The organism is Microcoleus sp. Pol7_A1, assembly GCF_036701085.1.
In the GTDB taxonomy this organism is placed as follows: domain Bacteria; phylum Cyanobacteriota; class Cyanobacteriia; order Cyanobacteriales; family Microcoleaceae; genus Microcoleus; species Microcoleus asticus.
On record NZ_JAUBQD010000046.1, the window covers coordinates 13,697 to 40,207 of the forward strand.

29 protein-coding genes are annotated in these 26,511 nt (G+C 45.8%); 11 read left to right on the forward strand and 18 right to left on the reverse strand.

The window, feature by feature from the left end:
* Positions 1 to 642 precede the first annotated feature (642 nt).
* Complete coding sequence (locus tag QUA20_RS22565) at positions 643 to 1,092, forward strand: hypothetical protein (RefSeq protein WP_172188572.1); 450 nt, start codon at positions 643 to 645, stop codon at positions 1,090 to 1,092.
* Between the two features lie 239 nt (positions 1,093 to 1,331).
* Here QUA20_RS22565 and pheS read toward each other — a convergent pair whose 3' ends face one another.
* Entirely contained in the window at positions 1,332 to 2,336 is a 1,005-nt protein-coding gene (pheS, locus tag QUA20_RS22570) for a phenylalanine--tRNA ligase subunit alpha (RefSeq protein WP_333191287.1), read from the reverse strand.
* A gap of 216 nt (positions 2,337 to 2,552) precedes the next feature.
* Here pheS and surE point away from each other — a divergent pair, with 216 nt between their 5' ends.
* Both surE and QUA20_RS22580 read left to right on the forward strand, forming a co-directional pair.
* The gene (surE, locus tag QUA20_RS22575; RefSeq protein WP_333191289.1) at positions 2,553 to 3,359 is read left to right on the forward strand and encodes a 5'/3'-nucleotidase SurE; all 807 of its coding nucleotides are present in this window, start codon (positions 2,553 to 2,555) and stop codon (positions 3,357 to 3,359) included.
* A 128-nt stretch (positions 3,360 to 3,487) separates the two neighbouring features.
* Positions 3,488 to 3,886 (forward strand): hypothetical protein, encoded by a 399-nt coding sequence (locus QUA20_RS22580; RefSeq protein WP_172188566.1) that lies wholly within the window; start codon positions 3,488 to 3,490, stop codon positions 3,884 to 3,886.
* Between the two features lie 260 nt (positions 3,887 to 4,146).
* On the opposite strand, the gene QUA20_RS22585 is transcribed toward QUA20_RS22580, so the two are convergent.
* Together QUA20_RS22585 and QUA20_RS22590 are read right to left on the reverse strand one after the other, a co-directional pair.
* Positions 4,147 to 5,352 (reverse strand): LL-diaminopimelate aminotransferase, encoded by a 1,206-nt coding sequence (locus QUA20_RS22585; protein WP_333191290.1) that lies wholly within the window; start codon positions 5,350 to 5,352, stop codon positions 4,147 to 4,149.
* Positions 5,353 to 5,577: 225 nt separating this feature from the next.
* The gene (locus QUA20_RS22590; protein ID WP_172188562.1) at positions 5,578 to 5,904 is read right to left on the reverse strand and encodes a thioredoxin family protein; all 327 of its coding nucleotides are present in this window, start codon (positions 5,902 to 5,904) and stop codon (positions 5,578 to 5,580) included.
* A gap of 143 nt (positions 5,905 to 6,047) precedes the next feature.
* Here QUA20_RS22590 and QUA20_RS22595 point away from each other — a divergent pair, with 143 nt between their 5' ends.
* Positions 6,048 to 6,827 carry a biotin/lipoate A/B protein ligase family protein gene (locus QUA20_RS22595; protein WP_333191291.1) on the forward strand — a complete coding sequence of 260 codons (780 nt, stop codon included), beginning with the start codon at positions 6,048 to 6,050 and terminating at the stop codon, positions 6,825 to 6,827.
* A gap of 50 nt (positions 6,828 to 6,877) precedes the next feature.
* Here the strand turns inward: QUA20_RS22595 and QUA20_RS22600 are convergent, their stop codons facing one another.
* The 4 genes from QUA20_RS22600 to psaK all read right to left on the reverse strand — a co-directional run bounded on the left by QUA20_RS22600 (position 6,878) and on the right by psaK (position 11,438).
* The gene (locus tag QUA20_RS22600) at positions 6,878 to 7,678 is read right to left on the reverse strand and encodes a DUF928 domain-containing protein (protein ID WP_333191293.1); all 801 of its coding nucleotides are present in this window, start codon (positions 7,676 to 7,678) and stop codon (positions 6,878 to 6,880) included.
* Positions 7,679 to 7,695: 17 nt separating this feature from the next.
* A complete protein-coding gene (locus tag QUA20_RS22605) occupies positions 7,696 to 9,672 on the reverse strand; it encodes an adenylate/guanylate cyclase domain-containing protein (protein WP_333191295.1) in 1,977 nt (658 codons plus the stop codon).
* 204 nt (positions 9,673 to 9,876) lie between these two features.
* Positions 9,877 to 11,073, reverse strand: coding sequence for a site-2 protease family protein (locus QUA20_RS22610; RefSeq protein WP_333191296.1), 1,197 nt, complete (start codon positions 11,071 to 11,073; stop codon positions 9,877 to 9,879).
* An 80-nt stretch (positions 11,074 to 11,153) separates the two neighbouring features.
* Complete coding sequence (psaK, locus tag QUA20_RS22615; RefSeq protein WP_333191298.1) at positions 11,154 to 11,438, reverse strand: photosystem I reaction center subunit PsaK; 285 nt, start codon at positions 11,436 to 11,438, stop codon at positions 11,154 to 11,156.
* Positions 11,439 to 11,571: 133 nt separating this feature from the next.
* Between psaK and QUA20_RS22620 the strand changes: the two genes are divergently transcribed.
* Positions 11,572 to 12,213: a phosphoribosylanthranilate isomerase gene (locus QUA20_RS22620; protein ID WP_333191342.1), complete on the forward strand. Its 642-nt coding sequence runs from the start codon at positions 11,572 to 11,574 to the stop codon at positions 12,211 to 12,213.
* A 139-nt stretch (positions 12,214 to 12,352) separates the two neighbouring features.
* On the opposite strand, the gene QUA20_RS22625 is transcribed toward QUA20_RS22620, so the two are convergent.
* Entirely contained in the window at positions 12,353 to 12,643 is a 291-nt protein-coding gene (locus QUA20_RS22625) for an acylphosphatase (protein ID WP_333191300.1), read from the reverse strand.
* A gap of 56 nt (positions 12,644 to 12,699) precedes the next feature.
* On the opposite strand from QUA20_RS22625, the gene QUA20_RS22630 reads away from it, so the two are divergent.
* Positions 12,700 to 13,251 (forward strand): CPBP family glutamic-type intramembrane protease, encoded by a 552-nt coding sequence (locus QUA20_RS22630; RefSeq protein ID WP_333191302.1) that lies wholly within the window; start codon positions 12,700 to 12,702, stop codon positions 13,249 to 13,251.
* A gap of 45 nt (positions 13,252 to 13,296) precedes the next feature.
* The gene (locus QUA20_RS22635) at positions 13,297 to 14,598 is read left to right on the forward strand and encodes a HEAT repeat domain-containing protein (RefSeq protein WP_333191304.1); all 1,302 of its coding nucleotides are present in this window, start codon (positions 13,297 to 13,299) and stop codon (positions 14,596 to 14,598) included.
* A 449-nt stretch (positions 14,599 to 15,047) separates the two neighbouring features.
* Here the strand turns inward: QUA20_RS22635 and QUA20_RS22640 are convergent, their stop codons facing one another.
* Both QUA20_RS22640 and QUA20_RS22645 read right to left on the reverse strand, forming a co-directional pair.
* Positions 15,048 to 17,030: a BamA/TamA family outer membrane protein gene (locus tag QUA20_RS22640; protein ID WP_333191306.1), complete on the reverse strand. Its 1,983-nt coding sequence runs from the start codon at positions 17,028 to 17,030 to the stop codon at positions 15,048 to 15,050.
* Between the two features lie 154 nt (positions 17,031 to 17,184).
* Positions 17,185 to 17,385: a hypothetical protein gene (locus tag QUA20_RS22645; RefSeq protein WP_172188544.1), complete on the reverse strand. Its 201-nt coding sequence runs from the start codon at positions 17,383 to 17,385 to the stop codon at positions 17,185 to 17,187.
* A gap of 159 nt (positions 17,386 to 17,544) precedes the next feature.
* Here QUA20_RS22645 and QUA20_RS22650 point away from each other — a divergent pair, with 159 nt between their 5' ends.
* Together QUA20_RS22650 and QUA20_RS22655 are read left to right on the forward strand one after the other, a co-directional pair.
* Complete coding sequence (locus tag QUA20_RS22650) at positions 17,545 to 18,375, forward strand: alpha/beta hydrolase (RefSeq protein WP_333191309.1); 831 nt, start codon at positions 17,545 to 17,547, stop codon at positions 18,373 to 18,375.
* A 193-nt stretch (positions 18,376 to 18,568) separates the two neighbouring features.
* Complete coding sequence (locus QUA20_RS22655) at positions 18,569 to 19,987, forward strand: ATP-binding protein (RefSeq protein ID WP_333191311.1); 1,419 nt, start codon at positions 18,569 to 18,571, stop codon at positions 19,985 to 19,987.
* 120 nt (positions 19,988 to 20,107) lie between these two features.
* On the opposite strand, the gene QUA20_RS22660 is transcribed toward QUA20_RS22655, so the two are convergent.
* From QUA20_RS22660 to QUA20_RS22695, 8 genes are all read right to left on the reverse strand, one after another.
* Positions 20,108 to 20,461 (reverse strand): slr1659 superfamily regulator, encoded by a 354-nt coding sequence (locus QUA20_RS22660; RefSeq protein ID WP_333191312.1) that lies wholly within the window; start codon positions 20,459 to 20,461, stop codon positions 20,108 to 20,110.
* Positions 20,462 to 20,527: 66 nt separating this feature from the next.
* Positions 20,528 to 21,136 carry a DUF6272 family protein gene (locus QUA20_RS22665; protein WP_333191313.1) on the reverse strand — a complete coding sequence of 203 codons (609 nt, stop codon included), beginning with the start codon at positions 21,134 to 21,136 and terminating at the stop codon, positions 20,528 to 20,530.
* 31 nt (positions 21,137 to 21,167) lie between these two features.
* Positions 21,168 to 22,403: an adenylate/guanylate cyclase domain-containing protein gene (locus QUA20_RS22670; RefSeq protein WP_333191314.1), complete on the reverse strand. Its 1,236-nt coding sequence runs from the start codon at positions 22,401 to 22,403 to the stop codon at positions 21,168 to 21,170.
* A gap of 165 nt (positions 22,404 to 22,568) precedes the next feature.
* A complete protein-coding gene (locus tag QUA20_RS22675) occupies positions 22,569 to 22,799 on the reverse strand; it encodes a SpoIIE family protein phosphatase (RefSeq protein WP_333191315.1) in 231 nt (76 codons plus the stop codon).
* 22 nt (positions 22,800 to 22,821) lie between these two features.
* Complete coding sequence (locus QUA20_RS22680; protein WP_333191317.1) at positions 22,822 to 23,331, reverse strand: SpoIIE family protein phosphatase; 510 nt, start codon at positions 23,329 to 23,331, stop codon at positions 22,822 to 22,824.
* A gap of 120 nt (positions 23,332 to 23,451) precedes the next feature.
* Complete coding sequence (locus tag QUA20_RS22685; RefSeq protein WP_333191319.1) at positions 23,452 to 23,721, reverse strand: hypothetical protein; 270 nt, start codon at positions 23,719 to 23,721, stop codon at positions 23,452 to 23,454.
* A 48-nt stretch (positions 23,722 to 23,769) separates the two neighbouring features.
* Positions 23,770 to 23,964: a hypothetical protein gene (locus QUA20_RS22690; RefSeq protein ID WP_333191321.1), complete on the reverse strand. Its 195-nt coding sequence runs from the start codon at positions 23,962 to 23,964 to the stop codon at positions 23,770 to 23,772.
* A gap of 286 nt (positions 23,965 to 24,250) precedes the next feature.
* Positions 24,251 to 24,670: a hypothetical protein gene (locus QUA20_RS22695; RefSeq protein ID WP_333191323.1), complete on the reverse strand. Its 420-nt coding sequence runs from the start codon at positions 24,668 to 24,670 to the stop codon at positions 24,251 to 24,253.
* Positions 24,671 to 24,866: 196 nt separating this feature from the next.
* Here QUA20_RS22695 and QUA20_RS22700 point away from each other — a divergent pair, with 196 nt between their 5' ends.
* Positions 24,867 to 25,226 (forward strand): VOC family protein, encoded by a 360-nt coding sequence (locus tag QUA20_RS22700; protein WP_333191324.1) that lies wholly within the window; start codon positions 24,867 to 24,869, stop codon positions 25,224 to 25,226.
* A 3-nt stretch (positions 25,227 to 25,229) separates the two neighbouring features.
* Entirely contained in the window at positions 25,230 to 26,510 is a 1,281-nt protein-coding gene (locus QUA20_RS22705; protein ID WP_333191326.1) for a recombinase family protein, read from the forward strand.
* Position 26,511: the final 1 nt, after the last annotated feature.

Genomic DNA, 26,511 nt, shown 5'->3' on the forward strand with positions numbered 1-26,511 from the left:
CAATCTCCGAAACAACCTATTCGTAAATACAGCAGATTTCAACTAAGTGAAGTACCTTCGACCCCACCCGCCCTATCGGGCGCCCTCATCGAACTTCGGGGAGGGTTGGGGAGGGGTGTACTCCATTTAGATGCAAAGCGCTGTATCAAATCCGGCAGCATCGTTTTGGTAAAATCCAGTCAACAGTCAACTGTCAACAATCACGGACGCTGCAACCGGACTCGATCTAATTCATCTGCGTTAATCTGTGTTTATCTGCCCTCATTTGCGGTTAAAAAAATATAATTTCTCGAACCGCTGATGACAAGGGATTGACGCAGATGAGGGCAGATGCAGAGAAGAGATATATGAATAATTCCGCTTCTAATAGATTTGATATCAATTGTTTAATCTTTAATCTTTAATCTAAAATCGGCTCACCAAAGTTCAAGATTCCACATGGCGGTTGTAGAGTAAAGTCTAAAATCTAAAATCTAAAATCTAAAATCTAAAATCTACAATTGACTGACATTCCTTGCTTCCATCTATCAAAAGAGGGAAATTTTTTAACGGTTGGTCGGCGGATAACCTCTCTCTAGAGAACGGTTCAGCCGAGCGCTCTGATCGGTTAGAAATAGAATGTCATATCTCATTGTGTATTGTATGAAACTGAATTCTTTTACAACACGGCTTTCGACTTTAGGGCGCTGGATGGCTGCAACTGTGCTTTGCGTGTCAGCGATGGCCTTCGTTTGGTCTGGTGCGTTCTTCTCCAACACCGCAGCAATGGCATCTCCTGCTGTAAACTCGATGGCAGCAGATCCAGATGCGGGCGATAAGGTTCAAGAAAAAGCCAGCAAAGATGCTGGACGAGCCAAGAACTTCATCCGAGATACAGAAGAGAAGGTTAAGGAAACTGCCAAGACAAATGCTGCTAAAGTCGATCGAGCATCGGAGGATGGTAGTGTCGTAGAGCGCAAAGCTAAGAAAGATGCGGCCACAATTGAGAAAAGAGCATCGGAAGATTCAGCTCGGACTCAGGAAGCAGTAGATAATACCAAAAATGCTGTAGAGCGCGCTGTTGACAGCATCAAGGATGTTTTTAGCAATTAGAAAATAAATAAGTAGGTAAGTGCAAAGGCCTTGTCTACTTAAGTAAGCGGGCATGAATAAACTGATGTGAGGGGGCGGGTTTTGACCTGCAAGAAGTCGGATAGCAAGAGTTACTTGCACTCACCCGCCCACCATATCTTATGGTTTTGTCGCTCTTGTCTGCTTACTTGAAACAGAAAAATTGATGTAGCTTAAGCAAAATCTCTAGAGGGTTTGTAGAACCGACCCCAAACCATGCTTTAAAATTGCCGCAAAAAGCGCAAGTCGCTAGCATAAACCCGGCGAATATCGTCGATTTCATAAAGTACCATTGCGAACCGCTCGACCCCAAAACCGGCCGCAAACCCAGTATATTTTTCTGGGTCTAAACCCACTCCTTTAAGAACATTAGGATCGACCGTTCCGCAGCCCAAAACTTCCAGCCATTTGCCGTTCCACTGCAAATCTACTTCGGCAGAAGGCTCCGTAAACGGAAAGTAACTGGTGCGGAAACGAATCGGCAAATCTTGCCCGAACATTTGCCGCAAAAACTCTTTAATCGTGCCTTTCAAGTCAGTAAATGTCAGACCTTCATCAATTGCTAAAAGTTCAATTTGGTGAAAGACTGCCGCGTGAGTAGCATCAACAGTATCGCGGCGGTAAACGCGGCCGGGAGAGACAATCCGAATCGGTGGTTTGTGCTGTTCCATGTAGCGAATTTGCACAGATGATGTCTGAGTCCGCAGCAAGTCGCCTCCTGGCAGGTAAAATGTATCTTGCATATCCCGCGCTGGGTGGTCCGGCGGGGTGTTGAGCGCCTCGAAGTTATAATAATCTGTTTCCATTTCCGGGCCGTTGGCGACGGTGTATCCGAGGCCGACAAATATATCGAGAGCGCGGTCTATGACGGCGTTTAAGGGGTGAACGCGGCCTTGGGGGCGAAAAATCCCCGGCATGGTGACATCGATGGTTTCTGAGGCTAATTTGGCTTGGATTTGGGCGGTTTGGAGGGCGGCGCGCTTGTCTTCTAAATCGGCTTGCAGGGATTCTTTTACAGTATTGGCGATCGCACCTACTTTGGGCCGCTGGTCTGGCGACAGTTTACCCATCATGCCTAAAATTTGAGATAGTTGACCTTTTTTGCCGAGGTAGCCGACGCGCAACTGTTCGAGTTGTTCGAGGGTATTGGCAGTGGCGATCGCACTTTTGGACTCTTGACCGAGGGTTTCTAGTTGAGTTTCAATGTCGCTTAGCTGGACAGTCATTTTGATTTTAGATTTTAGATTTTAGATTTTAGATTGATGGCAGTTTTGAGCCAAGTTGAGTTTAGCGCAATTTTGGCTCGACAGTCTTGTTGATTTTAGATTTTAGATTTTAGATTTTCGGTATTTACGGATAATTCGTAATAGGTAATTCGATGTTAGAGCGATCGCCCTAGTTGAATCTAGTTTAGTATTGTTATAAGGCCTATAAAAATTTCAATGAAACTTTTAATTAGCAACGACGACGGCATCTTTGCACAAGGCATCCGCAGCCTCGCCAACGCTCTCGCCGCTGCCGGTCACGACGTGAGCGTAGTTTGTCCCGACAGAGAGCGATCCGCTACCGGTCACGGCCTCACCCTGCACCAACCCATCCGCGCCGAAATTGTCGAATCTATTTTTGATCCTGCAGTCCAAGCTTGGGCTTGTTCGGGAACTCCCGCCGACTGCGTGAAACTCGCTTTGTGGGCTTTACTTGACAAACCGCCGGATTTTGTCCTTTCCGGCGTCAACCACGGGCCCAATTTAGGCACGGACATCATCTGTTCGGGCACGGTTTCGGCAGCAATGGAAGGAATTATGGAAGGCATTCCCAGCATTGCTTTCAGCCTCGCGAGCTATACTTCGCAGGAATTTGGACCGGCGGTGGATTTCGCTGTTACCTTGCTGGCACAGTTGGAAAAACAGCCAATGCCCAAACCGGTGCTGTTGAATGTCAACATACCAGCAGTCACACAAGCAGAAATTACCGGAGTTGCGATCGCCCGTCAAGGAATTCGCCGCTATTTCGACATATTTCAAAAGCGCACCGATCCGCGCGGCAAAACTTATTATTGGCTAGCTGGGGAATTGTTAGAAGATATAGAAGAGATCCCCGATTCGGCGGTGTTGCATGATATTCCTACGGACGTACAAGCTATTCGCGACAACAGAATAACGGTTACTCCGTTGCAATACAATCTCACCTGTACTCCCGACTTGCACTCGTTGCGGGATTGGCAATTTGAAGGTTTTCCAAAGCAATGAGCTGCGATCGACCCGATCCGAGCGGTAAACTAGGAATTAAGGAAAAGTGCCTCTTCAGGTCTATACCTTAGGCGTTAACACAGGCTCCCAATTAGTTGTTGGTTTTTTTTTACTCAAGAAAAACAGTTATGAACGCTCCCACCTATAACACTCATTCTGTCACTTGCCCGATATGCAACCGTTCCAGCGTCGTAGGCCCAGTCGGGATGGTTAGCGGACTATTCACTTGTCCTCACTGCCATTCTCATTTAGTAATTAGCTGGAGCGGTCATTTTGTGCGCGATCCTTTTTGTCTCAAACAACTGACTGTGGGAAAGATGCTCAGGCGCGAGAGCAGGCCGCTAGCTCGCATTCAGCGCGATTTTGGGCTGGGCAAGCATTTTCCGCTGATTGCAATTTTGGGGAGTATGGTATTTTTGGGATGTGCGATCGCCGCTACGGAACAATCGCTGCCCCGACAGAATTCATTTCAAGGATTTTTAGAGTGGGTGAGCGGAACTGACAATTCTCAAGATGCCTCGCGTTAACATTTCTTAACTGAAATTTTGACAGATACTCCGTGCAAATATCTATTCCTTTAGGTATAAATCACAATATTTTAGCAATTGCACCAACCAATCTTGAGCTGCGGGTAGGGACTTAGGCGCCATGCCCAAAGAGTGTCGCCAAAAACGCCCAAACCCCACTCAGGCAGGGGTTAAACCCCTGCCTCAAAGCTCAAGTCCGGTGTACCTAAGTATTAGAACGGTGTTTCGGCTTAAGTTGACACAGATTACATCGCTCAATTTTAAAACTCAGCAATTTTTCTAACTGCTGCTTCCAAAATTGCTGGCGACTCGACTAAGGCAAATCGCACGTAGCCTTCTCCTGATTTCCCGAAACCGGCACCGGGGGAAGCTGCGACTCCTGTACTTTGTACTAGCTGAGTGCAAAATTTCACGGAATCTTGGGCCCAAGGTTCCGGCAGTTTCGCCCAGACGTACATGGTGGCAGGGGGTACGGGGACTTGCCAGCCGATGCCCTGCAGCGCGTTTACAAAGGCATCCCGCCGTTTTCTGAAGGTTTCTACGCTTGTTCTGACGGTATCTTGGGGGCCTGTTAAAGCTGCGATCGCTCCGTTCAAAATCCCTCGGTATTGGTTGAAGTCTACTGCTGCTTTTACCTGTCGCAGCGCTGCAATTAGTTCGGAATTACCGATCGCGTATCCGACTCGAAAACCTCCCATACTGTACGATTTGGATAGTGTAAAAAACTCGATCGCCACACTCTTATCTCGATCTGCCTGAAAAATTGACGGCGCCATCAATTTGCGGTTTTCCTCGCTCCCAGTCGCCTCAATTCCATAATTGCGATCGTCAAATACCAAATCCACATAAGGGAAATCGTGAACTAAAACTAGCCGGTGTTCGCGACAAAAAGCCACAGCTTTCTCAAAAAAAGCAACAGGTGCGATCGCAGTTGTAGGATTGTGAGGATAGCTCAAAACCATCATCTTCGACTGAGCCAACACTGCTGTCGGAATATCTTCAAATATCGGCAAAAACGCATTTTCTGCTAATATCGGCATCGGATAAATTTGACCGCCGGCCAAATGCACGCCGCCCGCGTGGGAAGGATAGCCCGGATCGAGCAGCAAAGCAAAATCTCCGGGGTTGAGTACAGCTAAAGGCAGGTGCGCCGTGCCTTCTTGGGAACCAATTAACGGCAGCACTTCGGTTTCTGGATTTACTGAAATCCCAAATTTTTTCTCGTACCAAATAGCTGCGGCTTCCCGGAAAGATTTCGTCCCGTTAAACAGCAAATAGCCGTGGGTGCTGGAGTCCGACAAAGAATGTGCGATCGCATCTGTAATGTGAGCAGCGGTCGGCAAATCCGAAGAACCCAGAGACAAGTCAATCACATTCTGCCCCGCTGCTCTAGCTTGAGCTTTTGCCCGATCCATATCGGCAAATACATTAAATTGCAGTGGCTCTAAACGTTTGGCAAATTGCATATTTTTTGTAACTTTTTGGGATTTTAAGGAATCTTTTTATATTGAATCAATATTATTTATTTTTTTGCTTTGGCATTTTTATTTGCTTTGTGAATGTATTTTTAATAACCACAGAGGGCGCAGAGTCTGAGAGGAACATCGAGGAAAAAAGAGAGATGTAAAAAAAAATTGCGATTGCTATAATTGTGAGTTGGGAGTTGGAAACTCCCCAATCATTTCCAAACTTTATAAGTGAGCGTCGAGCAAACCGATCAAAGTTTGTTTAGTAATAGCTCCCTCGTGAGAAAGCACTACTTCGGCATTTTTAAACAGCCTGAGAGCTGGGACTCCTTCTACTTTATACTGCTTCACAGTATTAGGATTGGGGTCAATTTCCATTTTAACCACTTTCAGCCGATCGCTGTAGTTAGCCGCCACCCAGTCTACCGAAGGCGCGATCAGTTTGCAAGGCCCGCACCAACTAGCCCAAAAATAGGCAAGCACTGGTTGCTCAGCTTTCAGGACTTCTGTTTCAAATTTTTCGTCGTTAATGACAATTACACTGTTGCTCATGGTTCTGCGATTATTTTTTCTATTTATTTCTAAAGCACCGGCTCGGTAAAACTTGTACCAACTGACAAGACAGGCCCAAAAAACTGTTACTAATTTTAAAACATTCTGCGAATTATTGAGTGCGAACTCAGGAGTGGGAACTGATGGCTAATTCTGTATGGCGTTTAATTCCACTGTTGTCGGCGTCTGGTAGCGTGCAGATGGCGATCGACCAATGGCTACTGGAACAGCATCTAGCGGGCAAAAATCCCCCAACTCTGCGATTTTACACTTGGCAACCGGCGGCGATTTCCTTGGGCTACCACCAGCGCAGGTGGCCGGAGTTTTGGCAGCAGTTGTTTTGGCAGGGAATGCCTGTGGAGTTCGTGAGGAGGCCCAGCGGCGGGCGCGCCGTGCTGCACCAAGGGGATTTAACTTATGCAGTTGTGGCGTCGGGATTTGGAAGCAGCCGTATGAAAGCTTATCAGACTATTTGCGAGTTTTTGATTGAGGGTTGGAGGGCGATGGGTTTGGATTTGCACTACGGGGAAGCTGGAAGGGGTTATATTCACAATCCGAATTGTTTTGGTACTGCGACGGGTGCGGATTTAGTTACACTTGATGGCCACAAGTTAATTGGTAGCGCCCAATTGCGACGGGGGGATGCTATTTTGCAGCACGGTTCGATGCGTTTGCAGCCAGATGTTAAATTGTTTTCTCAAGTGTTCGGGGAGGAATTAATTCCTGTGAAATTACCTCTATCTTCCGATGGGAATGATTTGATTGCAACTGTAATTGATGTTTTGAGTGCGGCCGCTTGTCGCTGTTTTGAAATTGATTTGGAAGTGCAGCCGCTTTCGGATCGGGAATGGCAGGATATAGCAGATATTGAAGGAAGATGGAAGAAGGAAAATATATTAGATACTAGATACCTAACTTCTTGAAGAAGTCGGGTATCTCGCTAAAATCGCCAATCTAAAATCGGAAAACTCATCTATGGCTGCTGCTCAATTTCAACGATCGGCTCTTTGGCAATTCCGCCCAATGTCACTGAATCCAGCAAGCTTTCCCAATCAGCAGCTAATTCTGCATCGTTAGGATTAGCGCGACGAGCGGCAGCTAAAGTGCTGAGGGCATCTTGCCAAATCCCATTCTGAGCGTAAATAACGGTTTTCTGGCGCGGATCTGCCTTCTCTAATTGACTGCGGATATCTGCACTCAGTTCAACTCGACGCACAATACCTGTTTCCGACACATCTGCAGATCTGTCTTCAGTCTCGCAAATCAATGCCACAGACCAACGGTAATTTTTCCCTGCTTCCAATGGCGACACATTTTGATTGGCGGGGATACTAACGCCGATGACTCCTGATGAATTGTTAATTTTGAGGGTTGTTTGATAAATCTGTTTTCCGTTTTCATCTTGGAGGACAAACTCGGCTAGTGGCGCGTCTGTTTGAGGTAAGTAGAAAAAGAATAGAGGATATTCTGAAACAGTGCGTCCGATTTTATTTGGTGGTACTAAGGCTGTTAGCTTTATCTTACCCTTGACGCATTGACTTGCTCGGCGCGTCGGTCCCGGTGAACTTCTCGGTGGCCCTGGATTGCTCGGTGTCAGAGGATCTTCAGTAGGCTGAATGAAGCGCGGCCCTCCCGATCGAGTGGGTGGCCCGCCATCTACGTTGTTTGGAGTCGGCTGTCCCACAACTGCTAATGGGGAAGCATTAAGTGTTGCTATCAATACTATTGAGGCAACAGATGTCAGATTGATGATAAACTTAGTAGTTTTTTTCATATGAAATCCATGATTTTTCAGGGATAGATTCTCTCTTTTTCTTTGTTTTTCCTTCCCAAAATCCGGTAGACATTAACTTTTTGCTCCCTGCCTTTTAAAAGCAAAGCTCCCCAAGATTCTACCTCAAATTTGTCTGCCAGATGCAGTAAGGTTTCTTCTGCAATCAATATCCGGCAAGTGTCCTCTTGCCGATCTTTTTCGCAGCTTTCGAGCCGAGAGGCAATATTTACGCTGTCGCCGATCACTCCATATTCTAAACGGGTTGCGCCTCCCAGACTACCCACCATAACAGGCCCTGTAAAGATGCCTACTCGCATTTTTACGGCCGGTAAACCGCGATCGCTCCAATTTTGATTCATTTGTGGCAAGCAGGAACTGATGGCTAAAGCGCAAGATACGGCGAGGCGAGCATCTTCCGCAATTTCTTCTGGAGTGGTGCGCGGAATGGGTACGCCAAATACTGCCAGCATTCCATCTCCGGTAAATTTATTAATCACGCCTTGATGTTCTTGGACTTCTTGGGCCATTGCTGATAAATACTCATTTAACCAACTCATTACTACTTCTGGCGGTAGTTTTTCGGAGATTGTACTAAAACCCTGCAAGTCGGTGAGGATGATGGTAGCAGTAACTTTTTGCCCTGGCAATAACCCTGATTCGAGCAGATGGACGCGCTCTTTCCACAGGGCATTTGCGATCGCGGGTGAAGTTTGTTGTCCTAATAATTTCATCACAATCCCTTCCTGTTGCCTCGACTGCTCGTACTTATAGGTGACTGCAACTGCTGCGGTGATTAAAAGTGCCAGAGCAGGGGGAATTAGAGGTATCCACCCCTGTTGCATGAATAGGAAAAAGGTGAATCCGAATAATGAGCCGCAAGCTGCGATCGCACTTCCCATCAAACTCAGCGATTTTTCTAGCCGCCAAGCTAAACAGCCGCCCACTGCACTCCAAACAGCGATCCAGAGAATTTCTTGCCATTCGTCCCAATACCAAAATAGCCCTTTGCCGTCTAAAACTGCACTCAGAATTTGGCTGGTGGCCGTTGCGTGAATTAATACCCCAGGCATCGGCTGGTTTCCGCTTGCAGTAGCGCTGTAAGGGGTGAAATATAAATCGTTGACACTTATGGCTGTAACGCCTATTAGGACTATTTTACCCTTCACCAATTTAGGATCGACTTTTTGCTCCAAAACTTGAGTTAGTGTCACTGTCTTTGCTATATTTTCAGCAGAGCGGTAATTGAGTAAGACTTGATAGCCTTGGGCATTAATGTTTTGATAACCTCCTGAGTCCGATCGCAATTTGGAAAATACTGTTTTATCAGCCTGAATTTCTTGTTTTTCTGTCAATTTAGAAGCTATTTTTTGGCTATCCAAATAGGCAAAAGCTAGCCGCATTGAAAATGAAGTATGTGTCGTTTTACCATCGCCAGAAAACATCAAATTTCGACGCACTTTACCATCAGGATCGAGGACTAAATCGTTAATTCCTATCCGTTCTTTTGGTATGTTGGGAGGTGGCGGAGCTCGATCGTACTCTGAGTTGCCGATGAAGGTAATGGGAAATACTTTGGGGTTTTTCAGTTGAGTTGCTAATTCTGCATTCCCCGGTTCGTAGGGAGTCGCGCGAATTATATCTATGCCAATAGCTGTGGGTTCAAGACGCGCTATTTGGGCGATCGCTTTTGCTAAAGTGCGATCGGAAATTGGCCATTTTTCAATAGTATTGATGTCCCGATCTGTGATTGTTACTACCAGTAACCTGGGGTCAGCACCTGGATCGGGGCGCAACTGCACCATGAGGTCGAAAGCATTTAATTCCAATGGCTGCAACCCGCCTAAATGCCGCACTCCTAATAGAGTTCCCGTCACGACAATCCAGATAATAGCAAGAGGTTGCAAGTCAGGGAAGGGGAAGGAATGAGTTAAGTTTTTCCAACTCCAGCCTCTATCCTTCAATTTATGATGAAATTGATGCAAAAATTTGGGCATATTGATAATTATTTTTTCAACTTTCCTTGAAAAAATGCACCCCTCTTAACTTATCAAATCAAACAATTTGGGATTTTTGATTTGAGATCGTGGAATTGGATTTTACATGGTCTGCACAGATGAATCCGGGGGTTCTTCTTCTTTTAATCCCAAATCCCAAATCCCAAATCCCAAATCCCAAATTGTTTGACTAATGCCAAATTTTTAGTTTTCTTGTGCGGTTTTGGCGATCGCACTTAACTGCAATCCCTGCGGATAACTGTTTTCTTCTTTGCTGCGCTTGATGTCGGCGATTGAAATCTGCGGTTTGAGGTATTTTGCCAAAACTTTAACCACGTCACCCCGATCGATCGTCCCCGCTACTGAACCAATCGGCGAGAGGACGATGATTCGGGAAAGTTGACGGGCTTCCATGTTGTTAATTACTTCTGCAATGGATGCTTTTTCGGAGACTGTGGGGGTTTTTTGGAGGGGTTTCAAAATGTTGTGCAAAGTCTGAAGTTGCCAGTGACTGCGTTCAGTGAAGCGGATATCGTCGATCGACACTAAGCCCAAATCCCGGCCGTTGGTGGCAGCAATGTAAAATGGAAACGGATTGACTTCTAACAAATATCGATCGGCAAATTCTCGCAGAGTCAAATCTGCATCTACAACTCGAAACTCGCGACTCATCGCATCGCTGGCTTTAATTTTGAGCAGGGCTTCTTGCAGTGAAGTAAATCGGCTATAAGCAGTGGCATTGCGAATGCCAAACCAGCCGATCAGCGCAATCCACAAACCGTCGTAATCGCGCGCTAACAAGCATAAACTCAGACCCAAGGCAACGCCCAGCCAACCTAAAACTTGTCCTGTTTTTGCCGCCCAGCGAACGCCGACAAATCGAGAGCCGGTGATTTTCCAAATAGCTGCTTTTAAAACTTGTCCTCCATCCAAAGGCAGACCGGGAATTAAGTTAAATAATCCCAAAACGAGATTGATTAGTGCTACCCTTTCGGTGACAATTGCTAGCAAACTTTTCGGGGGAAGAACTTGAGAACCCAAACCGAGGATTAAAAACAGCGCAAAGCTGACGAAAGGGCCTGCCATGGCTACTTGAAAAGCTTGACCGGGAGTTTTTGATTCTGAGTCGATCGAAGCTACTCCGCCAAATAAAAATAGGGTAATAGAATTAACTTTAATGCCTTGTGATATGGCAGCCAAACTGTGTCCGAGTTCGTGCAAGAGTACGGAAGCAAACAGCAGCAGAGCTATTGCCAACCCCGCACTCCAGGAGAGCGCAGGCCCCCACAGGCGGTAACTGCTGGCGTATTCGCGGGTTGCTAAGGCTAAAATTATAAACCACGAATAATCTATAAGTAGGGGGATGCCAAATAAAGAGCCGATTCGCCAACCTGTCTGCATGAATTTTCCTGGGAAAGGAGAGCAAGAAAGAGTTTCTATTATATCTTTTCTACCCCTTGCCTTTGCCTTTCCCCTGATTTTTACAGAACTCCGGCGTTACCTAAGCCCAAGATTACTCCGGCTCCGAGCAAGTGGCCGAAGCTGGCTGTTGCTAGCAATTCTGGTATGCCGAAGCCTTTGAACATTCCAGGCACTTGAACGGGTAAAGCTGGGCCCTTGCCTCGGTGTTGCTTGGAGATGCCGTAGTAGCCGATCGCGATCGCCAGCAAATTGCATAAAATCATTGTCAGTCCTACCAGTGGCGACCACTCCGGCGTTGAGGGAACGGTAGATTGTACGGCTAACAGCAAAGATGAGTCGATCATGTTTTTATCTCCTGATTTCACAGATAAATTGATTTCCAAGATTATAAAAAGCGGTTTGCATTAAACTAAGATTTGTTTTAATAGTTAACAATTCGTTGATATTTTGATACAAATTCGGAAGCTAGGAGGAAGAGTGCGGGTTAAAATTTGCGGAATCACTAAATTAGACCAAGGAATTGCGATCGCCCGCTTGGGAGCCCAGGCTTTGGGGTTTATCTGCGTGCCGGCTTCCCCCCGCTATGTCAGCCCAGAAACTATTCGCGTCATTGTCGAGCAGTTGCCGGAAAATGTCGATCGCATCGGCGTTTTTGCCAACACCACAATAAAAAACATCTGTCAAGTAGCGGCAGAGTCAAATTTAAGCGGGGTGCAGTTACACGGAGATGAAACGCCGGAATATTGCGATCGGCTGCGGGAGTTTTTGCCGGGAATTGAAATTATCAAAGCTTTGAGAGTTAAGACTCCTGAAACTCTAGAAACTGCAGCTATTTACGCTGTTCGTGTCGATACTTTACTGCTAGATGCTTACCATCCAGAGCAATTAGGCGGTACTGGAAAAACGATCGACTGGATGATGTTATCAGAGTTTAGACCGCAGTGTCCTTGGCTGCTGGCGGGCGGTTTAACACCCGATAATATTTTAAATGCAATTGACAGCGCGATCGGCAATAACTTCAGCGGTGTTGACCTTTCTAGCGGCGTAGAAATAGCGCCAGGAGATAAAGATTTGACCAAAGTTGCTCAGTTGTTCGCTCTCATTAAGTCAACTTGCTAATCATTGATAAGTGGCAATACAAAATTCGCGATTTTTATGCGATTCATTGTTTAGTCTGCGTGAGCGAAGCCTGCCGTAGACTAGGCAGACTTCGTTTCTATAATAGCGGTTTCAACCGCAGTTTATGCCGTTTATTCTTTTATCGACGGATCTCAAAAGTGCGCTCGCCCTCCGGGTCTTCGTATTCCAAAACCAACGCACTAACCGTAGCACCGGTGGGGCCGCGGCGGCACCAGTCAATCATTCCTTCAACAGCTTTTTTGGCTCCTTCAAAGACAGCCTCGACGCGGCCGTCTGGGAGATTTCTCACCCAGCCGCTGAGGCCGAAATACTTTGCTTGATTCATCGTTGAATATCGGTATCCTACTCCTTGAACTAATCCCGAAACAAAAACACGGACTCTGACGGGCTGCGATGATTGGTTTTGCATAAACGGGTCAACTTACTGCTAACATCTCTTGGAAAATTTTAAGGATCAGTTTGATTATGTTAAATTTTAGTGCGATGGCGCTGCCGGGATTCCTGATACGTCGCGTCACCCTGGCTTTTTCAACTATTCCCGATTTCACTGATTGGCTGGTTGCAGCTATGCTCGCGCTGGTTTACACTTCGATCGCTCTTTCCGTGGGTTTTTGGTCGGGATTTCTGAAAATAGACGTGCAAACCTCTCGGCGTACAATTGTGGGAGTGCTTCTTGGCTGTTTGTTAAGTCCGGGCATCACCGAGGAATTATTGTTCCGGGTGTTAATGCTGCCGCACCCGTTCGAGAATGCTTCTGGGTTAATCCTGTGGTTTTGGGGATGCACGAGTTTGGCGCTTTTTGTAGTTTACCACCCGCTGAACGCGCTGACTTTTTACCCGGTTGGTCGATCGACCTTTATGAATCCAGTGTTTTTGCTGCTGGCGGCAATCTTGGGAGTTGCGTGCTCCATCGCATACCTGCAAAGCGGTTCTATCTGGCCTGCGGTGGCCGTTCACTGGCTGGCAGTGACAGCCTGGCTGCTGCTACTGGGCGGTTACAGGAGGCTGTATGGTTAAATGTAAAAAGTTCAGTATAACTATTTTGTTGGGAGGATCTCAGTTGTGGCTATCATAGGAGCGATCGTAGGTTTTTTGGCAGGCATAGCAGTTGCTTACTGGTTGGTTGAAAAGCGGTTAAACAAGCAAAAGCAAGAATACTTGCAGCAAACTCGCAGAATTACTGAGGAAATAGAATTAGCTCAGATGTCTCGGGTGCAACAAGCTGTCGAAACTCAGCAAGGAGAACGGGAAAATCAGCTTAGAAAAGCTACTATCGAACACGAAAATTTACTCAGACAAGTTACTACCCAATACGAAAATCAGCTCAAACAAGTTGCGAATCAATACGAAACCAGGCTCAAACAAGTTCAGGCAGAACGCGACAGTCAGCTTCAACAAGTTGCTGGCGCAGACGAGGATGAGCTGCGGCGACAAATCAGCGAGGAATTAGAAGCTGCTAACAATGCTAGGATGCAGCAAAATATACAATCTCTGCAAGCAGAACACGAACATCATTTACTCAGAGTTGCTGACGAATTGCATCTAAATTATCAAGCTCAGATGGAGCAACATTTGCAAAACCTGCAAAATGAACACGAAATTCGCTTGAGGCAAACTGCTGAGGAATATGAGAACCGCGAGGTTGAGATGCAGTTAAATATGCAGGCTTTGCAAGAGCAATACGAGAGCCAGTTGCAAGCCGCTAACGAGCAGTTGAAAGCTCACGAAGCTCAGATGCAAGCTACTATCAGGTCTTTGCAAGATCAGTACGAGAGTAATGTACAACCACAAGAAGTCCCGGAGGAGCAGTTCAGTCAGTTAAATCCCACAGAATTTGGAGAATATTTACCACAACAAGAAGTTTGGCAGGAACAGCCAAGTGAGTTAAATCAAACAGAATTTCAAGAAGAGTTAAATTACACAGATTTTTCAGAACCACAATCAATTGATTTACCTCAACCAGTAGCCGAACAACCGCTTCCAATTGCCAGACAAGCACCAAGCTATTCCCTACCGCAGTTGATGGGATGTGTTCAAAGTCAGGACAAAGAAACTCGCAAGTTTGCAGCGTCTGCTTTAGGTAAAATGGCTGCTGCTAATGCTCTGAGAGCAGAAGGTCAGCGAGCAATAGAAACCTTGGGAAAATTAGCTCAAGATATTCACCCGGAGGTGCGCGGAGCCGCTGTGGAAGCACTAGCAATGATTAAGTCTGAAAAAGTGATTCCACTGTTACAAAAATCTTTGCGAGATACAGATAGCGGTGTGGCTAAATCGGCAAGTGCTGCGCTCACTAAGTTTAAGTTTTATCCGCGCACTCCGGCGGCTAAGCCCAAAACTGTCGATCTGAAGAAACCAAAGCGTTAAGTAGTTACTAGGATAAATATAGCAATTCTCAATTACCTACAACACAGGATACAACAACGTTGTCTCGGGAGCATCTCAGCAGAGAGTAAAAAGCGTTTTTTTGGAGTGCGATTGTCCTGTCCGGCACAGTATATACATATAGCGAGCGTCCGGCTCGCACGCATTTACAAGCAAAACTGAGATGCTCCCGTTGTGTCCTTACCGAGGTGCTGTATGGCAATTAATTTCAATTACTACCACAAACATATAGTGAACACTTTGTAGGTTGGGTTGGGGAACGAAATCAAACTCAATTATACGATCGACAACTCGCCCAATCAGACGCAGCAATCACCGACACGGCGCTGTTTAAAACCGTAGACTGAAACCTTTTTTAGCAACTGGCAATTAAAATCGCTTCTTGTATCTACACTTAACTCGTGACTAATGACTGCTGACTGATGACTAATTTAAAATCGTTGCTTTGTACCGAGTATAAATTTGAGATCGCCGGAGTCGCTAACCCCCATATCTAAGCGAATTAATCCAAAGCGCGATCGCACCCTCACACCCACCCCAACACCCGCCCCAGTCCCCGGTTTGTCCCTGACTACCGCCGGTTTTCCCAACACGCTGTCTCCCGTTCCCAAATCCGACGCAAAATCAACAAATATCACGCCGCCGACATCCCTGCTGACAGGAAACCGATATTCGCCGGAAGCCAAAAAATAGCTCCGGCCGCTGCCAATATCCCCGCTATCGTAACCCCGCACGGAATTGCGACCGCCGAGGCGAAAAGCTTCTGTTGGGGGCAAATCCCCAATTACAGTCCCCGCTTGCAAGTTAAAAGCCAACATTTCTGGCAAGGCCTCGGAGTCGCCGCGGCCGAGCCAAGTAATTGGTACATACTGTATGTAATTCGCCAACAGCCGGTTACTCACAATGTTACCTCGCCCCAGAGGTATCGACTGCTCGGTGCTGAGGCTGAGAATCCAGCCACTGGTTGGGTCGAAGGGATTGTCGCGCCGATCGAGCATCGCACCAAAAGAAACTGTGTATAACTCGTCAACGCCGCTGCCGCTGAAAGTGAGAGGATTGCCGAGTTCGTCGCGGCGGGCGATATCTAAGTTGCGATCGCGCGTGCTGATATTTGTATAATTTAATCCCAAAGTCGATTGCCACTCGCCCAAAGGTCTGGTAAACCTGAGATTTCCCCCCACCCGAATTTCCCGTACCCGGTCCCCGTTGGGCAAATCAATATCTTTGTTGAAAATTTCCGATATTTTGCGATCGCCAAAAGCTCTCACACTGTATCCCAAACGGTCTTCGGCGGCAACGTAAGGGCTGACAAACTGGACATCGTACTCGATACCTCGGAGGCTGGGCTGAAGTTCCACCGCCAGCCGCTGCGGAACCCGGCCGAAAGTTCGATCGGTATAGGAAAGAGGAACAGCAACGCCAACATCATCACTAAGACTGGCACTCACGCTAAAAGAGCGAGCCGATCGCTCTTGAACGTTGTAGATTACATTAATATCCGTGCCAACTTCTTCGATCGAAACCGTAACCTTGTCAAACAATCCCAATTGCTGCAACTGCTGCAAATCCGATCGTACAACTGACGGGCTGTAGTTATCCCCCGCCTTGAGTTTGAGCTCGCCTCGGATAAAATCTTCCGAAATTCTGCCCTCAACCGGATTCCCTTTTTTATCAACAGCTTCGCCTCTGGAATTGACAAAGCGAATTTTCACCTCAGCAACGTAAACGCCCTCAGGATTGCCCGCTTGACTGATTTGTAGAGTACCGCCTAGCTGTCGGGCGTTGCTGTTTACTGCTTCGGGGATTTCGGCGTTGGCCGCGATCGCCGGAGTTTTTAACAGAGATGTAAAATCTTTATGGTGGCTGGACTTGAGTGATATCAATTCCGGTTGCACCGTCAGGTGATTGTTGACTGTTGACTGTTGACTGTTGACTGTAGAAGGAGGGGTGGAAAAACTCAATGGTTGAGTGTTAACTGTTGACTCGATTTTATTATTTTGATGCAACCGGAAACGATATGAGGGAGATTCCCTAGGGGATAGCTGCGCCGCGGGTACTTCGACCGCAACTGCGAGCTCGTCGGATGCCGGCAAATCCCCCACAGTTGGACTCACCTGAGAGGTTGCACCATTCTCAATCAGCTTTTTATGAACAGGCAAGATGCCTGTTCCACAAAACAATTCATCTGTAGTGGAACGGGCATCTTGCCCGTTCTTGAGAATGGTGCCAGATGTGAGACTCACCTCATCCTCCGTCTGTGCGCTTGTGGGACAGGCGTCTCGCCTGTCAATTTCTGCGGTTCCCTCTCTAAACTCCGCCTCAGTCGGTGCGGCACTCGGATCGATCGCCCGCGCCCCCAATTCGCCACCAGCCACCGACGCCAAAGTCAAAAATGCAATAATCGGAATTCGCATAAACATAAAATTAAAGAACCCAACGCATATTACCCAAAACCTGGCCCCCTGCCTAATTAGCCGAAAAGAAACCCGGTATTTTTGGGGATACCGGGTTTCTACGATGCTGGAATTTGGGAAAATTCGATCGACCGCGGGCGATCGTAAAATTTGTTTAAATAGCTTGTCGAGAAACTCGTTTCTCAAAATGAGCCTGAGTTTGCTGCAACAGTAGTTCGCGACTATCCTTAGCGGTGGTAATGGTAGGGAGCAAGTTGCGAGCTTGTAAAGTCATGTGAAGCTGTAGGTGTGCTACGTACTCACTGACATCTTCGCGAAGAGAGCAAGCCGGGTACTGTTTTAAAGTAGAGTTCAAAGTGTTCTCCTGCTTTGAGTTGGCAGTATTTTCAAATAATAATAGAGAATATCACGGTCTATTTCTAATTGTGTACTCCGTAATGAAGTTTAACCTTTGGACTGCCGTTTTGTTACAATTGTTTACAAAAATTTCTTACCTATCAGGAATCGATCGCCCATGCAGTCTCAAGCACTTGTAGGACAGAAGCACACATTAAGTACCTTTGTCAATAGCAGCAGCCAAACAGCCGCCTACCTCGACATCGGGTGCGGCCGACCCTTATTGATGCTCCACGGTTTCTTCGGAGAAAAGACTTGCTGGCTGCCATTAATTGAGTTATTGCAATCTCAGTTTCGGTGCATCAGTTTAGATATGTTGGGTTTTGGAGAATCCAGCAAACCAGAAATCCGCTACGATGTAGCTGTAGAAGTTGCTTTTGTGCGGCAAGTTGTAGAACAACTAAATATCGAACCATGCTGCATCATCGGACATTCTTTTGGCGGTTGGGTGGCATCTGCATATTCCCTAAAATATCCCAATTCAGTCAGCAGTTTAGTATTAGCAGCACCTGCGGGAATTCGGGACGATAGTTTTTGCGGTCAATACGATGCTTTGCGGCCGCTGCTGTGGGAAACAACCGCCGTTGATTGGGCCTTGAACTTAGCCAAACCTTTTGCTAGTTTAGCGGGAAAAAGTGATAAATTGCAGCAAATTTCCGGGTGGCGACGGGAGTTAATGTCTCAACCAGTAGCAAGGTCATTTTTAATGAGCCGGATGCGACCGGAAGACGCAGTTGATACAGTAGAAAAAGAAATTCACCAATTGCAAATTCCTACCTTAGTAATCGCTGCAGATAGCGACGAAACAATTCCTCTATGGCACTGTCAAACCTATGCCAACGAGATACCGGGGGCTGAGTTAGCAATTATTCCCAATGCCGCTCACGGGTTGCCGCAAACTCAAGCTCAAATCATGGCCAAGTTGATTAGTAAATTTTTGAATAATTAAGAAAAACTATGCAACAAGCCGAATTATGAAAATTGTGATAAGTCAAAAAATGAAAATAATTGTGTTTTAGTATACTACTTTATTACGAACTACACAATATATTAGTTAGTGTATTGTACAAAAAAAATTTATGGCTCTTAAATCTTGTGTCAGCAGGAGCTACAGACATTTAGTTGAGTCGGGGGCATTATCAATGGCGACACTCAATAACTACTTTAATCTGGAAGAAATTACGACAGCCAGAAAAATTAGTGCTGCGGTAATTAACATCAGCGGCCGCCAGCGAATGCTTTCCCAACGAACGGCTTTTTTTTGCATGAGGTTAGCTTGCTCTGAGAATGCGGCAGAAAGAGCAAAACTGCGCGGGGATTTGTTAGAGGCGATCGAGCTGATGGAAAAATCGCACCGCGACTTAATTAATATTGGCAGCAGCATCAACTTAGGCAGTCCCCCTTCAGCCACCCTCAAGGCAATGTATTTTGAGCCGCCACTGTATTTAGACAAACAAGTCCGCGAATATATCGATCGAATAAAAGCATTGGTGCAAGTTCCCGATGCCGAAATCAGGCTGGACAATCCCGATATGCTGTACATTGTCGAAGCTGCAGGCGGCGACTTGCTAGAAGCTTTCGATGCCGTGGTGAGTCAATACCAGCAAGAAAGCGAAATCGAACAATTTGAAATCGACCTCAAACAGGTTGAACTTTATCAAGAAAGTTGCGCTGCTACCGCGAAAGCGGAAGCTCAAGCGGCCCAGCTCGATCGCGCACTTTGCGAACTCAAACAAACTCAAGCTCAACTCCTGCACAGCGAAAAAATGTCTTCGTTGGGGGCGCTAATGGCTAGTATCGTCCACGAAATTAATAACCCAGTTAGTTTTATTTACGGCAACTTGAGCCATGCCGCAATTTATACTCAAGATTTGCTGAACCTGCTGTGTCTGTATCAAGAATACTGTCCCAATCCCTGTCCCGAAATTAAAACTTTAATCAAAGAGATAGATCTTGATTTTCTAGTTGAAGACTTGCCTAAAGTTATCTCTTCTATGCAAATGGGTTCCAATCGCATTCGCGAAATTGTCAAATCTATGGGCAACTTTTCGCGAACCGATAACAGTCACATGACCCTGTGCGATTTGCACGACAGCATTGACAGCACCGTGTTAATTTTGCGAAACCGTCTCAATTCTCAAATAGACCGTCGCGACATTCAAGTAGTTAAAAATTATGGAAAATTGCCTGCTGTAGAGTGTTATGGCGGACAGCTAAATCAAGTATTTATGAATCTAATTACCAACGCGATCGATGCTTTGGACGAGGCATCACAAAATGAGCCCCATGCTGCGCTCAAAATTTCTATCAGCACAGAATTAGCTGGGCCCGATCGCGTGAGAGTACGGATTGCTGACACGGGAACCGGAATGACAGCAGAGATAAAACAACGAATGTTCGAGCAGTTTTTCACCACAAAGAAAATCGGTAAAGGTACCGGTTTAGGATTGTCTATTGTCTACAAAATATTAGTAGAAAATCACGGAGGATCGCTCAGGTGCGAGTCTGAACCGTCCAAAGGAACCGAGTTTATCATTGAACTGCCGGTACAGCAAATTTAAGCAATTTACAAATCTCCAAATTTATCTGTGTTAATTGTGGCACGGGCAGCACGCCTGTGTTAATTGTGTGTGGTATGGGCGTCCCGCCTATGTTAACTCTAGTTGAAATTTACACATATCCTACTCTAATTCTAGCTTCAAAGTTGGCAACAGCTTTTCTAAATTTCTGAGAGATTTCTGTTGCCAAGGAACATCATTTGAGCCCAATACCAAAAGTTTAATCGTTTTCTTTTTCCGGACGCTAATGACAAACTTAGACAGCATACTGATACCAGAACTGTTAACAAATTCCAATTTTTTTAGGTTCAAGGTAATAGTAGGCGGTTCGGGATTGGCGACCTCATCTAACAATTCGACTATTGGTGCATACTCTGCTGGCCCGCCCAGGCTGAGTTCGCCTTGGAAAATGACTGTGACTGATTCTCCATCGTACTGAATGTTGTAATCTTCACCTTTAATTTCTTGAATGCTCATTGTTCTTTGGTTTCCTGAGTAAAATACTGCGATCGCACAAGAGAGTAAATATTGAAATGGTTGAAACTAGACCGTAATTTGAACCACAGTCGTCACAGCGATCGTATCACTGTCTGGCCTTGGGTCGAATTTCCAACCTATTTTAGCTGAATAGTCATTAATCATAGTCAGCAATCCCAATCCCGAGGTGTCGCTTTCAGATTCAGCATTCTTTTCAATCTGCTGCAAATAAAGTTCATTCGGATCGGAAGCCAGAATTTCTTTAATAAACTCCTTCAACTTATTCGCGCCTTCTGGATTAACACTATTACTGGCAAAAATTACGGCAGTCACCTCTGTTTCACCAATAAAGTGTATGCCAAATTTGACTTTGTAATTGGTATCATCCTTATTAAATTTTATCGCATTTTCTAACAGTTCGTTAGCGACGTAGCTCACAGCTCCCTTGCTTTGTTTAACCCGTTTCTCGCTGCTAGCATCCTCTGCGTCCACTGGTAGAAAGCTGGACAAATAATCGGCTACAAAATGAGCCGAAAGCCTGTTGTTGCGCCAGCGCTGCTTGATGGGGCGAGAGCTAGGCGTAAAAGTAAGTTCTAGGGAGTCGTGTTCCGGTGGAAATTGGTCAATGAATTCTCCACAGATTTCTGTCACAGATTGTAAGCTTCCAGATGTCATTATTGTTCTCCGTTCAATTGATGTGTTAATGTCACTTCTGGGTAAATTTCCACACGCCATTCCAGTTAGCGGGAATACTATTTTCTAAAAATGCTTGGATGCGTTCTAGGTAAAGTTGGCTGGGTTTGTCACCGGGATTTAGTGCCACTATTTGTTCAAAACAAACTTTGGCATTAGCAAAATTTCCCAGACAATATTGTTCGAGTCCTTCCTCAAAAATAGGCACTGTTTGAATTTTGAGCGATCGCACTGGTTCTGCATCAACATCTAACACCTCACAAACAGTAATGGCTTCTTGTCTACCTTTGACAATGGCACGATCCAAAAATCGAATATGATACTTTTCTGGTTGAGTCAAACGTTGTACCACATCTCCTGAAACTAATAAAGATACGCCATAATACTTAGTTAAACTTTCCAGACGCGCCGTGAGATTGACATGATCGGACAGGGCATCGGCTTGCATCCGGTTCGCGTCTCCAATAATTCCCACCATTGTATCACCGACATGGATACCAATGCCAATATTCAGCGGTACGTACCCATTTATTACACGGCTTTGATTGTATTTTTGCAACCGCTCCAACTTCATAATTCCTGCCTGAATAGCATCATCAACGCCATCGGGAAAAACTGCCATGACTCCATCTCCTATATACTTGACAATAAAACCGTTATGCTTGCGAATTTCGGGACTAATTTGCTGTAAATAGTTATTGATGAAGTCAAAGTTTTCTTGAGGAGTCATTTGCTCCGCCATCGTGGTGAACGAACGCATATCGGAAAACATAATTGCCATCTCTTTGCTGACGTGATCTCCAAGCTGGAAATCAACCATGCTCTGCTTGCCGAGAAATTGGAGAAATTCATCGGGAACGAAACGTCCGTAAGCCTGCAAAAGTTTCTCTAATTCTTGTTCCCGCGCTTTCACCGTTTGCACCATATGCGAAAATACCTGTGCCAGTTCTCCCAGTGCATCACTACGCGCTGCCACCTCTGACAATATCTGGGGTTCAAAGCTGTTATTTTTCACAGCAATAGCTGCATCTATTACCTTTTTGACCTGCTGGATGTAAGTCTGCATCTCTCGATTTTTATGATGGATCTGGTTTTCCAGATCCGTGGAGTGTTCCGTGATAATTTCTACTAAAGTTTCATAGCTATTTTTTTCCTCTTCGGCTTCCTCAAGTTTTTGCATCAAATCCTGTAGCTGGGTATTGAGCTTTTCTGGAGATGTAGATTGTGCTAAATTTATTTTGGGTTTCATAATTTATCCTCTCGAATCTGGGATAGCAAAATTGTTTCACTCGCTCGCTGTAAATTACTACAACTTACACAGGCGGAGCGAGAAATCCGGTTTCTGCTTCTTCTGCTTAGATGCTTCGCCACTAAATCCAATAGCGATGCTAGAAACCGGGTTGATGACAGTCAATCATAAATTATGCACGATATTTCCCTGTTGCTTCAATATTAGCAAAGTAATGTCATCAAATACCTTCTGTTCTGCCATAAATTCTCGCAAATCATCGATGGTGGCTTGCTTGAATTGTTCGACGACGCTCAAATGCCAGTTTTGAGAAACCACTTCACAAAGTCTTTCGATACCGTAGAATTTTTTGTCCATATTTCTAGCTTCGGGGATGCCGTCAGTATAAAGCACCACCCCGTCCCCGGCTCTAACTCTACTAAAACATAGCCGATAACTCAGAAATATTCTCATCTAAGCCGATCGCAAATCCTAAATTTATTGTGTCTATTCGCTGGATTTTACCGCCTTTCCTGACCACAAAAGTTTCCTCATGCTGACCGCTGATACTAATTGTGCGATCGGCATAGTTGAGCATAGTTAGCGTCATATTTTTGTCCGAGTTCATGCGCTGGACATTTTTATAAATAGTGCGGTTGAGGATATTTAAAAAACGCACAGGGTCGGATTCTTGCATTTCCTGAAGAGTGCGGACAGCAGCTTGAGTCATTACCATCAAAATGCCGCTTTCTAGTCCGTGTCCAGTGACATCGCCGATGCCAATTGTAGCCACACCGTCGGTATGGAGAACATCGTAATAATCACCGCCTACTTCGTCGGCTGGTTCCATGAATCCGGCAATATCTAAATCTTTAATTTCCTCTAGTTCTTGGCGTTTGGTCAAAATCAATTTCTGCATTTGTTTGAGAATGTCGAGTTCGGCACTCATCCGCATATTTTCCGCTTTGAGTCGGTGATTGAGAGCCGCAATTTCTGTATTAGCTGTGGCGAGTTCAGCGGTGCGTTCTTTAACTTTATATTCCAGGGTTTCAAAGAATTCTTTGAGTTGTCATGCCATGCTGTTAAAAGAATTATCGATTTTTTTAATTTCGACGATCGAACAGGTTTTTACCTGTCGATCGAGATAACCTTTAGCCATGTCTTCCGAAGCTTGGATGATGCCTTCAATGGGGCGAGTAATCCAGCGGGCTGTGAGAATTCCCATTGCCGTTGCCACAGTAAATGCGATCGCGCACAATAGAATTGTGGTGTGGGTATTGGCATGGATTTGGGCCATAAAATATGACTCGGGAACCACCGTCACGATTAGCCAGTCCAACCCAAACTTGTCTTGCCAGGGAGCAACCAGGACAAAATATTGCTCTCCTTAAATTTTAATCTTAAGCCTTTGGGTTTTTCTAATCTTTTGAAAGCTGCCGAACTGATTTTGCAGGGTTTGAGCAGCAGCTGGAATCACAGGATCGGAGATGTTCAGGGCGCTGAAACGTTGGGCTTGATTGTTCACCCTTGTAAAAGAGGGTTGGGAACCGGAATTTCCAATCAACTGCCCATCTCGTTCCATGATGAAGTTCGCCCGGATTTGCTCAAGCTTAAGTTGTGCAGAAAGTTAGTAATATTGGACAGTTGTAAATCAACCCCAATCACTCCGATTAGTTTGCCCTTTGCAAAAATAGGACGCATCGCCCCTCAGCAATAAATTTAAACTGGTCTAACGCATACACAGAAGTCCAGATGGGTTTACCCGCTTTAGCCGCCTGAGTGTATCATTCTGCTGTCAGCGTATCAAATGCAGCAACCTGCACTACTTTAGTTCGATTCCTCTGCTTGTCGGTTATATAGCCGTAAATTTACCGATTTGTCCTTGCTGAAAGCTCGTCAATAGTGACGCCTTTCCCCGTTCTGACTGGCCCAGCACAAATAAAGCGTCCATCTGAAAGTCCATAGGATATCCAGCCAAGATGATCGAATGCTTGCACTTGCTTCCAAAAATAGCGTCCAGCAAGGTCTAAGTCATCTAGATTCAGCAATCCTGTTGCGATCGCATTGATGTCGATCTGATTAATATGATGAGGGGTTGAGAAATAGTTATCTAGGTGCCGATCGGTTTTGTTGCTCACCTCAGTCATTAACTGGTTAGCCAAATCTGTTACCGCTTTTTGTCCATTGCGGAAGGAAAGATAGCCAACTAAACCAACGGCTGCAAAAATTTGCAGGAAGGGAACTGCGAGGGCGGTGCGGAGGCGGAATTGGCAAAAGGTGGAGGTCATAGCATGATATCAAGAAGTTTTTAAATGCTGGCGCAAACTGGAATTGCTGCCTCGCTTCTACCTCCGTAGATATGTTAATAACGACTGACAATGTTATAATTATATCAAAAACGGAATAAACATCAGCCAATCTGCGTTCATCAGCGCTCATCTGCCTGCATCAGCGGTTAAAATAAAAAAATAAATACCCAAAAAAATGCAAATTACTCAAGCCCTCCACGCCGCCATACTCGTTTCCAACCTCGAAAAATCAGAAGAATTTTACAGCAGCATATTAGGACTGTCAAAAATAGATAGACAATTAAAATTTTCCGGTATCTGGTATCAAGTGGGCAACTTCCAGATACACCTAATTGTAGCTGCAACAATTATCCCAGATGCCGCAGACAATGACAAATGGGGGCGCAACCGACATTTAGCATTTTCTGTTGCTAACTTAGCAGCAGCCAGAGAGCAATTAATTGCTCACAATTGCCCGTTTCAAATGAGCGCGTCAGGTCGATCGGCATTATTTACCCAAGACCCCGACGGGAATATAATTGAACTGAGCGAGTAAAAGATGAAAATCATTGCCTACTCTTACAGCGAACCGCTGCTAGAACCTGCGCCGGCAGCCGAAATTTGGGGCCAAGAGGTCGATCGAATATATCAAGACTTAGGAGGGCGGCAACAACTGCAACAACTCCTAAAAGACTGCCAAACAGAACCCGTCAAATACCTGCTAATTCAGCGCTTTGAAGAACTCGGCGACACATTGCAGCAAGTGTGTTCGCACCTCGCCCAACTCGAAAACCTCGGCGTCGAAATCATCGTACAAGCAGAAACAGAACCGCGAAACCGCAAAAACTTGCTGCAAATCCTCGCAGAACTCCAGCGCAGCCAACACAGCCGGAGCATTCGCAAAGGACACGCCCGCAACCGCATCAAATCCCGGATTCCACCGGGTAAGGCTCCCTACGGCTACCGGCGCGGCAAAGAGCGCTACACGATCGAGCGATCGGCCGCCGCCGCCGTCAAAGACTTTTTTGAACACTTTCTAATCTACGGTTCTTTGCGCGGTTCCGTGCGGTATTTAGCAAAGAAATACAGCAAAAAAATCTCCGTCAGCACAGGCCGCCGCTGGCTGACAAATCCCGCTTACCGAGGCGATTTGGAATATCAAAACGGCCAAGTAATTTCTAACACCCACGTCCCGATTATTTCCAGAGAAGAAGCCGCCCAAATAGACAGATTGCTGCGCCGCAACGGCCGCCTTTCTCCCCGCAGCGCCAGCGCCCCCCGTTCCCTCGCAGGTTTAGCAATTTGTGCGGAATGCAAATCGCCCATGACTGTTGCAAAAGTCACCTCCTACCGCAAAGATAGAGAATACCTTTATTTGCGGCCCATTAAGTGTCTGTCTCAGCCTAAATGCAGTGGCTTTTCCTACCAAGAAATATTGCAATCAACCATTGAAGGAATCTGTCGGGATTTGCCCGCTGCTGTCGCCGCGCTGCAAATGCCGGATATCAACGGAATTAAAGCAAGAATTGAAAGGGCGATCGCCTCGAAACAAGAAATCCTAGACCAACTTCCCGCCCTGATGGAAAGCGGCATTTTAGACACAGAAACGGCAGAGTTGAGATCATACAAAATCCGCACGGAAATTGCCGAACAGCAAAGCAAATTAGCGCAACTGCCGCCAGTGAATTTGCGAGAAACTGCTCAAACTGTTTCTCTTCCACAATTTTGGCTGGACTTGTCGGAATCGGAACGCAGGTTCTATTTTCGAGAGTTTATCGATCGCATTGAAATAGTACACGAGAATGAAAGTTGGAAACTTCAAGTTATTTTCATTTTTTAAT

Excerpts from the sequence above, each read along its gene's own strand:
- QUA20_RS22565 (WP_172188572.1), top strand. The coding sequence starts at position 643 with ATGAAACTGAATTCTTTTACAACACGGCTTTCGACTTTAGGGCGCTGG.
- pheS (WP_333191287.1), bottom strand. The coding sequence starts at position 2,336 with ATGACTGTCCAGCTAAGCGACATTGAAACTCAACTAGAAACCCTCGGT.
- surE (WP_333191289.1), top strand. The coding sequence starts at position 2,553 with ATGAAACTTTTAATTAGCAACGACGACGGCATCTTTGCACAAGGCATC.
- QUA20_RS22580 (WP_172188566.1), top strand. The coding sequence starts at position 3,488 with ATGAACGCTCCCACCTATAACACTCATTCTGTCACTTGCCCGATATGC.
- QUA20_RS22585 (WP_333191290.1), bottom strand. The coding sequence starts at position 5,352 with ATGCAATTTGCCAAACGTTTAGAGCCACTGCAATTTAATGTATTTGCC.
- QUA20_RS22590 (WP_172188562.1), bottom strand. The coding sequence starts at position 5,904 with ATGAGCAACAGTGTAATTGTCATTAACGACGAAAAATTTGAAACAGAA.
- QUA20_RS22595 (WP_333191291.1), top strand. The coding sequence starts at position 6,048 with ATGGCTAATTCTGTATGGCGTTTAATTCCACTGTTGTCGGCGTCTGGT.
- QUA20_RS22600 (WP_333191293.1), bottom strand. The coding sequence starts at position 7,678 with ATGAAAAAAACTACTAAGTTTATCATCAATCTGACATCTGTTGCCTCA.
- QUA20_RS22605 (WP_333191295.1), bottom strand. The coding sequence starts at position 9,672 with ATGCCCAAATTTTTGCATCAATTTCATCATAAATTGAAGGATAGAGGC.
- QUA20_RS22610 (WP_333191296.1), bottom strand. The coding sequence starts at position 11,073 with ATGCAGACAGGTTGGCGAATCGGCTCTTTATTTGGCATCCCCCTACTT.
- psaK (WP_333191298.1), bottom strand. The coding sequence starts at position 11,438 with ATGATCGACTCATCTTTGCTGTTAGCCGTACAATCTACCGTTCCCTCA.
- QUA20_RS22625 (WP_333191300.1), bottom strand. The coding sequence starts at position 12,643 with ATGCAAAACCAATCATCGCAGCCCGTCAGAGTCCGTGTTTTTGTTTCG.
- QUA20_RS22630 (WP_333191302.1), top strand. The coding sequence starts at position 12,700 with ATGTTAAATTTTAGTGCGATGGCGCTGCCGGGATTCCTGATACGTCGC.
- QUA20_RS22640 (WP_333191306.1), bottom strand. The coding sequence starts at position 17,030 with ATGCGAATTCCGATTATTGCATTTTTGACTTTGGCGTCGGTGGCTGGT.
- QUA20_RS22650 (WP_333191309.1), top strand. The coding sequence starts at position 17,545 with ATGCAGTCTCAAGCACTTGTAGGACAGAAGCACACATTAAGTACCTTT.
- QUA20_RS22655 (WP_333191311.1), top strand. The coding sequence starts at position 18,569 with ATGGCGACACTCAATAACTACTTTAATCTGGAAGAAATTACGACAGCC.
- QUA20_RS22660 (WP_333191312.1), bottom strand. The coding sequence starts at position 20,461 with ATGAGCATTCAAGAAATTAAAGGTGAAGATTACAACATTCAGTACGAT.
- QUA20_RS22665 (WP_333191313.1), bottom strand. The coding sequence starts at position 21,136 with ATGACATCTGGAAGCTTACAATCTGTGACAGAAATCTGTGGAGAATTC.
- QUA20_RS22670 (WP_333191314.1), bottom strand. The coding sequence starts at position 22,403 with ATGAAACCCAAAATAAATTTAGCACAATCTACATCTCCAGAAAAGCTC.
- QUA20_RS22680 (WP_333191317.1), bottom strand. The coding sequence starts at position 23,331 with ATGAGTGCCGAACTCGACATTCTCAAACAAATGCAGAAATTGATTTTG.
- QUA20_RS22690 (WP_333191321.1), bottom strand. The coding sequence starts at position 23,964 with ATGGAACGAGATGGGCAGTTGATTGGAAATTCCGGTTCCCAACCCTCT.
- QUA20_RS22695 (WP_333191323.1), bottom strand. The coding sequence starts at position 24,670 with ATGACCTCCACCTTTTGCCAATTCCGCCTCCGCACCGCCCTCGCAGTT.
- QUA20_RS22700 (WP_333191324.1), top strand. The coding sequence starts at position 24,867 with ATGCAAATTACTCAAGCCCTCCACGCCGCCATACTCGTTTCCAACCTC.
- QUA20_RS22705 (WP_333191326.1), top strand. The coding sequence starts at position 25,230 with ATGAAAATCATTGCCTACTCTTACAGCGAACCGCTGCTAGAACCTGCG.